This window comes from Methylobacterium sp. TK26, assembly GCF_055361565.1.
In genome coordinates this window covers 2,949,906-2,962,718 of record NZ_CM143965.1, presented here as the reverse complement: position 1 = coordinate 2,962,718, position 12,813 = coordinate 2,949,906, and the positions used below count along the sequence as shown (strand labels likewise).

Here is a 12,813-nt window from a genome sequence, read left to right as displayed (position 1 = left end):
GTTAGCTCGACGGCGTGGCGTCGGCGGCCCTGCGGGCGGGGCCGCGCGCCGCGTCCGCCTGCGATCCGTCGCTGCCCAGCACCGTCGCCGCCGTCAGACCCCCGCGCCGAACGTCGTCCGGGTTCGGCGGGCCGATGACATGCGCGGCGGCAACCATGAGGGCGAGCGTCGCGGCAAAGCCGTAAGCAAGGGTGCTGAAGGTGCGCATATGGCGTCAACCGGGACGCCCCGCGCCCGTTCCACCGCTCTGGCGAGCGTGGCGATCTTAAGTCAACGTTTTACCAAATATGCCACAAACATCCGGCAGGGATCGTCGCCTCTATCGACATCCTGACAGGACATTGTGGATCTGGACCCCCTGATGCGGAGATTCGTTCTCGCTCTCGCCCTCCTCGGCTGCACCCCCTGCCTCGCCGAGCCGCTGACCGGCCCCGCCACCGTGGTGGACGGCGATACGCTCGATCTGCACGGCACCCGCGTCCATCTCTACGGCATCGACGCCCCCGAGGCGGGGCAAGTCTGCGAGAATGCCGCCGGCCGCTCCTACCCCTGTGGGAACGAGGCCACCCGGCTCCTGCGCAAGCGCATCGGGGAGGGGCCCGTCACCTGCGAGCCGCACAAGCCCGATGCGAAGGGCCGCCTCACCGCGACCTGCAAGGCCGGCGGTGACGATCTGTCGGCCTGGCTCGTGAGCCAGGGCTACGCGCTGGCGAGCCGCGCGGTCACGCCCGCCTATGTCCGGCACGAAGCCCATGCCTGGGCCACCCGGAAGGGGATCTGGGCCGGCACCTTCGAGCCCCCGGCCGATTGGCGCCACGACCACCGCCGCCGGGAAGCCACCGCCGACCCCGCGACGAATTGAGCGGTCCTACGGGAGCCCGCCCAGGGCCAGCGCGAGGCCGAGAAGGACGATGCCCGCGCCCATGAGGAGGAGCGCCGCCCGCCGCGTGTCGTCCGCCCGCCGGGTCGTGCGCTCGCTCACCGGAGCAGGCCGGCGAGCATGGCGGTGAGGCCGAAGCAGAACGAGACCAGGGCGGCCGCGAGCAGCGCCCGGTCGATCATCCTGTTGCGGGTGCTATCGAAATCGTCCTGAAGCATCGCCCGACCCTCCCGATCCGCGACAGTGGCGGGGGCATGTTTCCGGCCTATGTCGCCTCCGCGCTCACATCTCCAGCGAGGGCGGAAGCGCCGCGCGGATGCGGCTCACGAAGGTCTGCACGGAGCGCGGCAGGCGCCGCCCGCGCATCGACTGGATCTGGATCCGCCGCGACAGGGGCATGCGCGAGCGAATCGGCAGGCTGACGATCTCGTTCAGCCGCAGGGGAGTCTGCACCGGCAGCGCGGACATCAGCGCCAGCCCCCGCGAGCGGCGCACGAACGGCAGCAGTGCCGAGAGCACGTTCGCCGTCAGCACCGGCTCCACCACGATCCCCTCCGCTTGGCAGGCGGCATCGAAGACGAGCCGCACGGTGGTGTCCCGCGTCGGCAGGGCGAGGGGATAGTTCGGCATGTCCGAGAGCGCGAGTTCCGGCGCCCCCGCGAGGGGATGGTCCGGGGCGGCCAAAGCGATCATCTCCACCGTGCCGTCATAGAGCACGTCGACCCCCTCGGCCGGGGACATGGCGAAGGTGATGGCGATGTCCGAATCGCCCTGCGCGACGAGGGTCGTCGCCTGGGCCGGGGGCAGCATCGACACCTCGAAGCGGATGCCGGGATAATCCGCGTGGAACTCGGCGATGACGGTGGGGATGATGTCGAGGGCGAAGCCCTCCGAGCACGAGACCCGGATACGCCCCCTGGCGAGCCCCTCGATCTCGCGGATCTCCATCACGACCTGATCGGCCCGGACCAGCACCTGATGGGCGTGGCGGGCCAGCAATTCCCCCGCCGGGCTGAGCGCCATGCCGCGCGGCAGCCGCTCGAACAGCACGCAGTCGAGTTCCGCTTCGAGGTTGGCGATCTGGCGGCTGATCGCGGACGCGGCGACGTTCAGTTGCGACGACGCGGCGGTGATGGATCCGGTGCGCGCAACCGTCAGGAAGTAGCGCAGGCTCGTGGTCTGCATCCGGTCTCCCTTGCCGATTCGGCATGGCATCCATCGCCAAATTCTACTTGTTGCGATGGTTCCTGCACAACATGCTGGCAAGGTGAAAAAACGGGCATGGGCGGACGGCCCATCCGAGTTGTGGAGCAGAACTGTATGCCGCCACGCACTCTCGTCGCCGCTTTGCTTGCCAGCTTGCTCGCCGGTCCCGCACTCGCAGGAAAAGCGAACGACACGTTAGTCTATGCGTCTGACTCCGAGCCCGAGAACGTCAGCCCTTACCATAACAGCGCACGGGAAGGTGTCATCCTCGCCCGCAATTGCTGGGATACGCTGGTCTACCGCAACACCAAGACCGGCGCCTACGAGCCGATGTTGGCCACCAGTTGGAAATGGGTCGACGATACGACCCTCGACTTGGTGATTCGCGAAGGCGTTACCTTCCACAACGGCGATGCCCTTGGCCCGGAAGACGTCGCCTTCACCTTCAACTATGTCCTGACCCCCGAGGCGCGCACCGTGACGCGCCAGAACGTCGACTGGATGAAGTCGACCGAGGTCACAGGCCCGCATTCGGTGCGGATCCACCTGAAGCAGCCGTTCCCGGCGGCTCTGGAATACCTCGCCGGCCCGACGCCGATCTTCCCGGCGGCCTATTTCAAGAAGGTCGGGCTCGACGGCTTCGCCAAGGCGCCGGTCGGCAGCGGCCCCTACAAGATCGTGTCCGTGGACAGCGGCCGCGGCGTGAAGATGGAGCGCTTCGCGCAATACTGGGCCGGCAGCCCTCTCGGGACGCCGAAGATCGGCAAGCTGGAATTCCGGGTCATCCCCGATGGGGAGAGCCGGATGGCCGAATTGATGACCGGCGGCGTCGACTGGATCTGGCGGGTGCCGAGCGATCAGGCCGACCAGCTCCGGGCCGCGCCCAACATCACCATCCTCAATTCCGAGACGATGCGCGTCGGCTTCCTCCAGTTCGACACCCTCGGCCGGGCGAAGGAGAACTCCCCCCTCAAGGATGTCCGCGTCCGGCAGGCGATCTCCTATGCCATCGACCGGAAGGCGATGGTCGACAACCTCGTCCGCGGCTCGTCGCGGGTGATGAACGCCCTGTGCTTCATCGACCAGTTCGGCTGCGTCGATCAGGGCGTGATGCGCTATCCCTACGACCCGGCCAAGGCCAAGGCCCTGCTGAAGGACGCCGGCTACCCGAACGGGTTCGAGATCGATCTCGGCGCCTACCGGGAGCGGGACTACGCCGAGGCGGTGATCGGCTATCTCGGCGCGGTCGGCATCAAGGCGCGGCTCAACTACCTGCGCTACGCCGCCTTCCGCGACACCCTGCGCTCCGGCAAGGTCTCCATCGGCTACCAGACCTGGGGCTCGTTCTCGGTGAACGACGTCTCGGCCTTCGCGGGCGTCTACTTCCGGGGTGGCGAGGAGGACCTGACCAAGGATCCCGAGGTGATCGCCGACCTCCAGGCCGGCGACAGCTCGACCGATCCGGCCAAGCGCAAGGAGGCCTACGGGAAGGCTCTCGGGCGGATCGCCTCGCAGGCCTATGCCCTGCCGATGTTCTCCTACTCCACCAACTACGCCTTCACCTCGGACCTGACCTTCACCGCCCAGCCCGACGAGGTGCCGCGCTTCTACGCGGCGTCGTGGAAGTAGCGGGGCGTCCGCCATGCTCGCCTTCACGCTCAGGCGCATCCTCGTCGCCTTCGCCGTCGCCTTCACCGTCGCGGTGGCGAGCTTCCTGCTCCTTCATCTCTCGGGCGACCTCGCCACCTCCATCGCCGGCCCCGACGCCTCGGGGCCGCAGATCGAGCAGATCCGCCGGGATTACGGCCTCGACCAGCCGCTGCTGACGCAGTTCCTGGCCTGGGGCTGGAAGGCCCTGCACCTCGATTTCGGCAACTCGTTCTACTTCCGCGAACGGGTGATCGACCTGCTCGCCGCGCGGCTGCCCATCACGCTCTATCTCGGCGTCATCGCGCTCGCCGTGGCGCTGCTGGTGGCGATCCCCCTCGGTGTGCTGGCGGCGGTGCGGCGCGACACCTGGATCGACCGGCTCGCCCTGTCGGTCTCGGTGCTGGGGCAGGCGATGCCGAGCTTCTGGTTCGGGCTCACGCTGATCCTCGTCTTCTCCGTGAACCTGCGCTGGCTGCCGGTCTCGGGCAACGCGACGTGGAAGCACTTCGTCCTGCCGGCGGTGGCGCTCGGCTATTACGCGATGCCCGCCGTGATGCGGCTCACCCGCAACGGCATGCTGGAAGTCCTGTCCTCGGACTTCGTCCGCACCGCCCGCGCCAAGGGCCTGCCGCCGCGCAAGATCCTCATCCGGCACGCCCTGCGCAACGCGGTGATCCCGGTGATCGCCCTGGCGGCGGTGCAGTTCGGCTTCATGCTCGGCGGCTCCATCGTGATCGAGGCGGTGTTCTCCCTCCAGGGGCTCGGGCAGCTGGCCTGGGAATCCATCGCCCGCAACGACTTCCCCGTGGTCCAGGCCATCGTGCTGGTGCTGGCGATGATCTACATCGCCCTGACGCTGGCGGCCGACCTGCTGAACGCCTTCCTCGATCCGAGGCTTCGCCAGTGATGACCCTGCCCACCGACCGGGCGGCCCTCGCCGCCACTCTGCCGCCGGACACGGACAGCCCCTCCGCCGCCGTGATCCCCGCGGCCGCGCGCTCCCCCGGCGCCATCGTCCTCGGCCGGTTCATGCGCCACGGCGGCTGCCTGATCGGCGGCGGGCTCCTCGGGTTCATCGTGCTCGCGGCGCTGGCCGCGCCCCTCGTCGCCCCGCACGATCCCTACGCGCAGGACGTGTCCCGCCGCCTGATCCCGCCGCTCTGGCACGCCAAGGGGACGTGGGACCACATCCTCGGCACGGACAAGCTCGGGCGCGACTATCTCAGCCGCCTCCTCTACGGGGCCCAGATCTCCCTGCTCATCGGCGTCTCGGCGGCGCTGATCTCGGGGGCGATCGGCACCTTCCTCGGGGTCTGCGCCGGCTATTTCGGCGGCCGGGTCGATGCGGCGGTGAGCTACGTCGTCACAACCCGCCTCGCCCTGCCGGTGGTGCTGGTGGCGCTCGCCATGGCCTCCCTCGTCGGCGGCTCGCTGAAGGTGGTGGTGCTGGTGCTGGGCTTCCTGCTCTGGGACCGGTTCGCCGTGGTCGCCCGCGCGGCCACGCAGCAGATCCGCAACCAGGATTTCATCAGCGCCGCCCGCGCCTCGGGCCTCACGAACCTGCGGATCGTCCTGCAGGAGATCCTGCCCAACATCGGCAACGCGTTGATCGTGGTGGCGACCCTGGAGATGGCCCACGCCATCCTGCTGGAGGCCGCCCTGTCCTTCCTCGGCCTCGGCGTGCAGCCGCCGCTGCCCTCGTGGGGGCTGATGATCGCCGAGGGCAAGCAGTACATGTTCTTCCAGCCCTGGGTGATCACCATCCCCGGCGTGGCGCTGCTGGTCCTCGTCCTCGCCATCAACCTGCTGGGCGACGGGCTGCGCGACGTGACCGCCCCCGAAGGCCGCAACTGACGGGTCACTTTCCCCGACATTCCCATCCGAGAACACCGATGACGCGCGACGACGCCATTGCCCGAGCCACGGCCCATTTCGATGCGGGCGGCTTCCTCACCCTCCTGCGCGAGGCGGTGTCCATCCCGACCGAGAGCCAGCGCCCCGACCATGCCGGCCAGCTCGACGCCTACCTCAAGGACTTCATCGTTCCGCTCGTCGCGAAGCTGGGCTTCCGGGACACGTCGATCCTGCCGAATCCGAACGGCGCGAACGGGCCGTTCCTGATCGCCAGCCGCCACGAGGGCGACGACCTGCCGACCGTCCTCGTCTACGGCCACGGCGACACGGTGCGCAGCTACCCCGAGCAATGGCGCGACGGGCTCGACCCCTGGCAAGTGACCGTCGAGGGCGACCGCTGGTACGGGCGCGGCACGGCCGACAACAAGGGCCAGCACATCCTGAACCTCGTCGCCCTCGGGCAGGTGATGGAGGCGCGCGGCGGCCGGCTCGGCTTCAACACGAAGCTCATCATCGAGATGGGGGAGGAACTGGGTTCGCCGGGGCTTCGCCCGTTCTGCCGGGCGCAGGCGCAGGCGCTGAAGGCCGACGTGCTGATCGCCTCGGACGGGCCGCGCCTCAACGCCGAGCGGCCGACGCTCTTCCTCGGCTCGCGCGGCGCCTACAATTTCGAACTCTCGGTGAACCTGCGCGAGGGCGGCCACCATTCGGGCAATTGGGGCGGGCTGCTGCGCAACCCCGGCACGGTGCTCGCCAGCGCCATCGCCTCCATGGTCGATGCGCGCGGCACCATCCTCGTGGAGGGCTTGCGCCCGCCGCCGATCCCGGAGGGCGTGCGCGCGGCACTCGCCAACATCCGCGTCGGAGAGGACCCGAACGCGCCGAAGATCGACGAGGATTGGGGCGAGCCGGGCCTCAGCCCCGCCGAGCGGGTGTTCGGCTGGAACGCCCTCGAGGTGCTGGCCTTCCGCACGGGCGATCCCGACGGGCCGGTCAACGCCGTGCCGCCCCATGCCATGGCAGTGATGCAGCTGCGCTTCGTCGTCGGCACGGAGTGGAAGACGCTGATCGAGACCGTGCGCGCCCATCTCGACGCGAACGGCTTCCCGATGGTCGGCGTGCGCCCCGCCCGCGCGGCGGAGGTGTTCCAGGCGACGCGCCTTCCGGTGGAGGACCCCTGGGTCGGCTGGGCGCTCGGCTCCATCGAGGCGACCACCGGGAAGAACCCGGCGCTGCTGCCGAATCTCGGCGGCTCGCTGCCGAACGACGCCTTCTCCGAGATCCTCGGCCTGCCCACCCTGTGGGTGCCCCATTCCTATCCCGCCTGCCAGCAGCACGCCCCGGACGAGCACCTGCTCGGCTCGGAATCGCGCGAGGCCATTGCCATCATGGCGGGCCTGTTCTGGGATCTCGGCGAGGATGGCCCCGCCATCCTGCGCCGCCGCGCCGGAGGAGCCTGAGCCATGTCCGAGCCCGTCAGCCCGGTCGTCCGCATCCGCGATCTCACCATCGCCCTGCCGAAGGGCGCCGACCGCCCCTACGCGGTCGAGGGGCTGAAACTCGATCTGGAGGCGGGCAAGATCCTCTGCGTCGTGGGGGAATCGGGTTCGGGCAAGTCGATGAGCGCCTACGCGCTTACCGGCCTCCTGCCCCGTTCGCTCAAGCCCACCGCCGGGACCATCACCTTCGAGGGGCGCGACCTCCTCGGCCTCGGCGAGGCGGAATGGCGCGACCTGCGCGGGCGCCGGGTGGCGATGATCTTCCAGGAGCCGATGACGGCGCTCAATCCGGTGATGCGCATCGGCGACCAGATCGCCGAGATGTACGAGGCGCATGACCTGTTCACCCGGGCGGAGCGCCGGGAGAAGGTGGTGGCGCTGGCCACCGAGGTCGGCCTGCCGAACCCCCGGGAGATCGTCCGCGCCTATCCGCATCAGCTTTCAGGCGGCCAGCGCCAGCGGGCGATGATCGCCATGGCGCTCGCCCTCGAACCCTCTGTGCTGGTGGCCGACGAGCCGACCACCGCCCTCGACGTCACCACGCAGGCGCAGATCCTGAAGCTGATCCGCGAGTTGCAGCGGCGGCGCGGGATGAGCGTGATGTTCATCACCCACGATTTCGGTGTGGTGGCCGACATCGCGGATCAGGTCGCCGTGCTCCAGCGCGGCAAGCTGGTGGAGTTCGGCCCGGCGGCCGAGGTGCTGCACAACCCGCAGGCGCCCTACACGAAGAAGCTCCTGGCGGCGGTGCCGACCCTCAACCCGCCCAAGCGCGAACCCCTCGACGGGGCGCCCGTCGCCCTCTCGGTGAGCGGGCTGAAGAAGACCTACCTGACCAAGGCCGGATGGTTCGGGCCGCACCGCATCGTCAACGCGGCCAACGCCGTCACCTTCGACATCCGCCGGGGCGAGACCCTGGGCCTCGTCGGCGAGTCGGGCTCCGGCAAATCCACCACGGCGCGGCTCGCCATCCGCCTGATCGAGCCGGACGGCGGCACGATCCGCGTCGGCGACCTCGATTATTCGGCCCTGGAGCCCGCGCAGCTGCGCGAGGAGCGCCGCCGGATCCAGATGATCTTCCAGGATCCCTTCGCCTCCCTCAACCCGCGCCGCACGGTCGGGCAGATCATCACCGCCGGGCCCATCGCCCACGGTGTCCCGCGCAAGCAGGCGCGGGCCAAGGCCGAGGAACTGCTCGCCCTCGTCGGCCTCGACCCCAGGGCCTACGACCGCTACCCGAACGCCTTCTCCGGCGGCCAGCGCCAGCGCGTCGGCATCGCCCGGGCGCTGGCCATGGAGCCCGACGTGCTGGTGGCCGACGAGGCGGTCTCGGCGCTGGACGTCTCGGTCCAGGCGCAGGTCCTCGACCTGCTGGAGGACCTGAAGAAGCGCCTGTCCCTGGCCATGCTGTTCATCACCCACGATCTGCGGGTGGCGGCCACGATCTGTGACCGGATCGCGGTGATGCATCGTGGGCAGGTGGTGGAGATGCGGCCCACCGCCGAACTCTTCGCCGCGCCCGCACACGATTACACCCGCAACCTGCTCGCGGCGGTGCCGGGGGCGCAGGCGGCGGAATAGCCTCCGTTACGGCTCGGAAACCTTTCCAAGCGAAGAGAGGGCAGCGGGCTTATGTAGCGGCCCGCGCGGTCGCGTTCCAGATTCATGCCGTGCCGTCGCTTTAAGGCCCGCCACGGTTCGGGCTCTGGAAGCGGCCCGGTTGTCCTGGCAGTATGGGCACGCGACGCTTTCGGAGGACGGAGTGGTTCGCAGCCCATGACGCAGGACAGCCCCCGGCATCCTGACGACAGCGAGCCGGGAACGGTCCGGGACGAGGCGGCGCGGGTCGAGGCCCTGGCCGCCCTCGGGATCCTCGGCACCGCGCCGGAACCGCATTTCGAGGCGGTCTGCCGGGTGGCGAAGCGCGTCTTTGGCGTCGCCGGGGCCTTCGTCGCGCTGATGGGCGAGGAGCAGGTCTGGCTGAAGACCCCCTGCGAGCTGATCCCCACCACGGCCCCGAGGCGCCAGACCTTCTGCCATGTCACCGTCGAGCGCGGCGTGCCCATCGTCGCCCACGACACCTGGGAGCACCCCGAGTTCCGCGACCTCGCGGGGGTGAAGGGCGAGCGCGGCATCCGCTTCTATGCCGGCACCCCGCTCTGCCTGGAGCCGGGGCTGCCGCTCGGCACCTTCTGTCTCGTGGACACCGCCCCGCGCGCGTTCACGGCGGACGAGGAGGCGACCTTGACCGATCTCGCCGAGACGGTGATCGCCCATCTCCGGCTCGCCCTGTCCGACGCAGAGCGCCTGAAGGCCGCCGCGACGGTGGAGGCGCGGGAGGCCGTCATCTTCAAGCAGAACGGCGAGATCGAACTGCGCGCCCGGGCGCAGGAGAGCGCCGACGCCCAGCTGATGATGGCCGAATGGCTCGCCTCCATCGGCACCTGGGAAGTCACCCTCGCGGACGGGCGGGTGACGTGGTCCCCCGGCCTCTACCGGATCGCTGGCCTCGATCCGGGCGCGCCCCCGCCCACGATGCGGCAACTCGCCGACTTCTATCACCCCGACGACCGCGCCCGCATCCAGGCGACGGTGGCGGAGGCCATCGCGGCGGGGGGCTCCTTCGCCTACGAGGCGCGGATCCTGCGCCCCGACGCCACGATCCGCGACGTGGTGGTGCGCGGCGTCGCCCAGGCCGACGCGGGCGGCGCGGTGACGGGCCTCGTCGGCGTGCTCATCGACGTCACCGAGATGCGGCAGGTGCAGGACGCCGTCCGCCGCAGCGACGTGCGGTACCGGGGCCTCGCGGAGAGCCTGCCGCTCCTCGTCTGGACCATGCGGGTCAGCGACGGCGAGGCGACCTATCTCAACGCGCAGTTCCGCACCTATTACGGCCCCATCGGCCCGGGCCGGGCCGAACGCCTCGCCCGCAACCACCCCAACGATGCGGCCGCCATGGAGACGGCGTGGAAGCGGGCGCTGGACAGCGGCGTCGGCTATTCCGGGCAGTGGCGGATCCGCCGCCACGATGGCGTGTACCGCTGGCACCAGATCTCGATCTCGCCGATCCTGCTCGACGCCAAGGGCGACATCCTCGAATGGCTCGGCACGGCCCTCGACGTCGATGACATCGTCACCGCCCGCATCGCCGTGGAGGATGCGCGCCAGCTCCTCGGGCTGGCCCTGGAGGCGGCGGGCGCCGGGACCTGGGATTGGGACATGCAGACCGGCGTGGTCTCCCTGGCCCCGGAGAGCGCGCGGATGCACGGGCTCGATTGCCCGAACGGCGAGCCGCGCCTGTTGAGCGCCGCCGTCTGGACCGGCCTCCTCAACCCGGACGACGCGGCCGATGCCTGGAACGAGGTCCGGCGGGCCATCGATTCCCGCAGCACCTACGCGGCGCAGTTCCGCGTCGGGGATCGCTGGATCTACGGGCGCGGGCGCACGGTGTTCGGCTCCGACGAGCGGCCGATGCGCATGGTCGGGCTGCACCTCGACATCACCGATTCCAAGGCGACCGAGGCGGCGCTCCGGGCGGCGACCCACGATGCCGAGGTCGCCCGCGCCGAGGCCGAGCGGGCGAGCGCGGCCAAGAGCAACTTCCTCGCGGCCATGAGCCATGAGATCCGCACCCCGCTCAACAGCATCATCGGCTATGCCGACCTGCTCCTCGAAGGGGACACGATCCACGGCGAGGACCGGCGCCGCCTCGCCCTCATCCAGAATTCCGGCGCGGCGCTGCTGACCGTCGTCAACGACGTCCTCGACTTCTCGAAGGTCAATGCCGGCGAACTGACCCTCGAATCCCTGTCCTTCCCCCTCGTCTCGATCATCGAGGCGGCGATCTCCATCGTGCGCGGGGCGGCGCTCAAGAGCGGCCTGACGATCACGGTCGAACTCGATCCCGACCTGCCGCGCTTCGTGGTCGGCGATTCGAGCCGGCTGCAGCAGGTGCTGCTGAACCTCCTGAACAACGCGGTGAAGTTCACCCCCGAGGGCTCCGTCACCCTGAGCGTCTATCGCCAGGGCGAGGCCCTGCGCTTCGCCGTCACCGACACGGGCATCGGCATCGCGCCGGAGGACCAGTCCCGCCTGTTCCGCCGCTTCAGTCAGGTCGATGGCTCGATCAGCCGCCGCTTCGGCGGCACGGGGCTCGGCCTCGCCATCTCGCACCAGCTCGTGGAGCTGATGGGCGGACGGATGGGCGTCGAGAGCCGCGAGGGCGAGGGCTCGACCTTCTGGTTCACCCTGATCCTTCCGCGCGGGGACGAGCCGGTCCACGACCCGGCCCCGACGCAGCAACCGGCCGCCACCTCTGCCGAGGCGAGGCGCCATCTGCGGCTGCTCCTGGCCGAGGATGTCGCAATCAACCGCGAACTCGCCTGCGCGGTGCTGGAAGCCCAGGGCTACGAGGTCGCGGTGGCGGTCGATGGCGCCGAGGCGCTGGCGGCCGTCGAAGCGGCCTTCGCGGGCGGACGCGGCTTCGACCTCGTGCTGATGGACGTGCAGATGCCGGGCGTCGACGGGCTCGCCGCCACGCGCCGCATCCGCAGCCTCGCGGCGCCCGCCTGCGACGTGCCGATCGTGGCGATGACGGCCAACGTCCTGCCCGAGCAGGTCGAGGAACTGCTCAAGGCCGGCATGGACGACCATGTCGGCAAGCCGTTCAAGCGCCAGGACCTCTGCGCCATCATCGAGCGCTGGACGATGCCAGATGCGCGCAAGCGCCTCGCCAAGCCGGAGCCGGACCCGCCCCGCGTCGATCCGCAGACGCTGGACGCGGACGTGCTCGACGCCATGCGCCTGCGCTTCGGGCCGGAGCGCGTCGACGGCCTGCTCGACATGCTGGCGGGGGAATTGTCCCAGCGCTTCCGCGTGCCGGCGAACGACCGGCAGGAGATCGCCCACGACGCCCACGCCATGGTCTCGGCGGCGGGGATGCTCGGCTTTGCCGGCCTCTCGGACCTGTGCCGCGAATTGGAGGCCGCCGCCCATGCGGGCAGCGACCTGTCTCAATTGATCCGGCGGCTGGAGGTGCAGCGGGCCAGGACCCTGCGGGTCATCCGCACCTTGCGCGCCGCCTGAGGGTCAGGCGGCGGGCGCCTCGTCCTCGTCCTCGATGGGATCGGCGGTCCAGGCCGTGGCGAAGGCCGCGAGCTGGCGCGGATCCGCCAAGGCCGCGACGCTCAGGCTCCGGGGCGCCGGCTCCGCCCCCGGATAGGGGCTGAGCAGCACGTCCACCCGCACGAGGCGGCCGCCCGGCGCGTTCGCATCGATCCAGGCTTGCGCCTCCGGGGTGAGGCGGTCGGGCGCGGCGAGCGCCCGCGCGTCGCCGCGCAGGACGAGCACGTAGGGACCGAGCGACGGATCGGCCTTCTTGACCGCTTCGATGACGTCGATCACGCGAAGTCGTTGAGTTGCACCTGGGCCTGGGCCTCGGTGAAGTTCGGGATGTCGGCGAAGATCTCGGCGCCGTGCGCCTCGGCGGCCTTGGCGAAGGCGTCGGCCGATTCGAACTTCAGCAGCGCCATCACCTGGAACGGGGCCGGGCCGCCATCGGGCGTGCCCTTGCCCGTCACCACCGTCGCCTCGTGCAGGCCGAGGCTCGACCAGCGCTCGCGCACCAGCGGCATGTGGGTGTTCAGGTAATAGCCCATGTCGAACTTCGGTCCGGCCGGGTACATCACGCTCACGAGGATCACGGCGTTCTCCCTTGTGGTCTGC

11 protein-coding genes are annotated in these 12,813 nt (G+C 70.1%); 7 read left to right on the top strand and 4 right to left on the bottom strand.

Translation table 11 applies throughout. The features are described 5' to 3' along the window. Position 1: 1 nt before the first annotated feature. Positions 2-208 (bottom strand): hypothetical protein, encoded by a 207-nt coding sequence (locus ACXJ1Y_RS14405; protein WP_463846891.1) that lies wholly within the window; start codon positions 206-208, stop codon positions 2-4. A 153-nt stretch (positions 209-361) separates the two neighbouring features. Here ACXJ1Y_RS14405 and ACXJ1Y_RS14400 point away from each other — a divergent pair, with 153 nt between their 5' ends. Then, complete coding sequence (locus tag ACXJ1Y_RS14400) at positions 362-862, top strand: thermonuclease family protein (protein WP_463846890.1); 501 nt, start codon at positions 362-364, stop codon at positions 860-862. Between the two features lie 300 nt (positions 863-1,162). On the opposite strand, the gene ACXJ1Y_RS14395 is transcribed toward ACXJ1Y_RS14400, so the two are convergent. Next, complete coding sequence (locus ACXJ1Y_RS14395) at positions 1,163-2,065, bottom strand: LysR family transcriptional regulator (RefSeq protein ID WP_463846889.1); 903 nt, start codon at positions 2,063-2,065, stop codon at positions 1,163-1,165. A 135-nt stretch (positions 2,066-2,200) separates the two neighbouring features. Here ACXJ1Y_RS14395 and ACXJ1Y_RS14390 point away from each other — a divergent pair, with 135 nt between their 5' ends. From ACXJ1Y_RS14390 to ACXJ1Y_RS14365, 6 genes are all read left to right on the top strand, one after another. Next, entirely contained in the window at positions 2,201-3,715 is a 1,515-nt protein-coding gene (locus ACXJ1Y_RS14390) for an ABC transporter substrate-binding protein (RefSeq protein WP_463846888.1), read from the top strand. 13 nt (positions 3,716-3,728) lie between these two features. Next, positions 3,729-4,643, top strand: coding sequence for an ABC transporter permease (locus ACXJ1Y_RS14385; protein WP_463846887.1), 915 nt, complete (start codon positions 3,729-3,731; stop codon positions 4,641-4,643). Beyond that, complete coding sequence (locus ACXJ1Y_RS14380; protein WP_463846886.1) at positions 4,643-5,590, top strand: ABC transporter permease; 948 nt, start codon at positions 4,643-4,645, stop codon at positions 5,588-5,590. The genes ACXJ1Y_RS14385 and ACXJ1Y_RS14380 overlap by 1 nt, the downstream gene beginning before the upstream one ends. A 38-nt stretch (positions 5,591-5,628) precedes the next feature. Beyond that, complete coding sequence (locus tag ACXJ1Y_RS14375; protein ID WP_463846885.1) at positions 5,629-7,050, top strand: M20 family metallopeptidase; 1,422 nt, start codon at positions 5,629-5,631, stop codon at positions 7,048-7,050. 3 nt (positions 7,051-7,053) lie between these two features. After that, a complete protein-coding gene (locus ACXJ1Y_RS14370) occupies positions 7,054-8,670 on the top strand; it encodes an ABC transporter ATP-binding protein (protein ID WP_463846884.1) in 1,617 nt (538 codons plus the stop codon). 195 nt (positions 8,671-8,865) lie between these two features. Then, complete coding sequence (locus tag ACXJ1Y_RS14365; protein WP_463846883.1) at positions 8,866-12,174, top strand: ATP-binding protein; 3,309 nt, start codon at positions 8,866-8,868, stop codon at positions 12,172-12,174. A 3-nt stretch (positions 12,175-12,177) separates the two neighbouring features. On the opposite strand, the gene ACXJ1Y_RS14360 is transcribed toward ACXJ1Y_RS14365, so the two are convergent. Beyond that, complete coding sequence (locus tag ACXJ1Y_RS14360) at positions 12,178-12,492, bottom strand: hypothetical protein (RefSeq protein ID WP_463846882.1); 315 nt, start codon at positions 12,490-12,492, stop codon at positions 12,178-12,180. After that, entirely contained in the window at positions 12,489-12,791 is a 303-nt protein-coding gene (locus ACXJ1Y_RS14355; protein ID WP_463846881.1) for an EthD family reductase, read from the bottom strand. The genes ACXJ1Y_RS14360 and ACXJ1Y_RS14355 overlap by 4 nt, the downstream gene beginning before the upstream one ends. Positions 12,792-12,813: the final 22 nt, after the last annotated feature.

Bases quoted from the DNA above. Each gene is read 5' to 3' on its own strand.
- ACXJ1Y_RS14405 (WP_463846891.1), bottom strand. From the start codon at position 208: ATGCGCACCTTCAGCACCCTTGCTTACGGCTTTGCCGCGACGCTCGCC.
- ACXJ1Y_RS14400 (WP_463846890.1), top strand. From the start codon at position 362: ATGCGGAGATTCGTTCTCGCTCTCGCCCTCCTCGGCTGCACCCCCTGC.
- ACXJ1Y_RS14395 (WP_463846889.1), bottom strand. From the start codon at position 2,065: ATGCAGACCACGAGCCTGCGCTACTTCCTGACGGTTGCGCGCACCGGA.
- ACXJ1Y_RS14390 (WP_463846888.1), top strand. From the start codon at position 2,201: ATGCCGCCACGCACTCTCGTCGCCGCTTTGCTTGCCAGCTTGCTCGCC.
- ACXJ1Y_RS14385 (WP_463846887.1), top strand. From the start codon at position 3,729: ATGCTCGCCTTCACGCTCAGGCGCATCCTCGTCGCCTTCGCCGTCGCC.
- ACXJ1Y_RS14380 (WP_463846886.1), top strand. From the start codon at position 4,643: ATGACCCTGCCCACCGACCGGGCGGCCCTCGCCGCCACTCTGCCGCCG.
- ACXJ1Y_RS14375 (WP_463846885.1), top strand. From the start codon at position 5,629: ATGACGCGCGACGACGCCATTGCCCGAGCCACGGCCCATTTCGATGCG.
- ACXJ1Y_RS14370 (WP_463846884.1), top strand. From the start codon at position 7,054: ATGTCCGAGCCCGTCAGCCCGGTCGTCCGCATCCGCGATCTCACCATC.
- ACXJ1Y_RS14365 (WP_463846883.1), top strand. From the start codon at position 8,866: ATGACGCAGGACAGCCCCCGGCATCCTGACGACAGCGAGCCGGGAACG.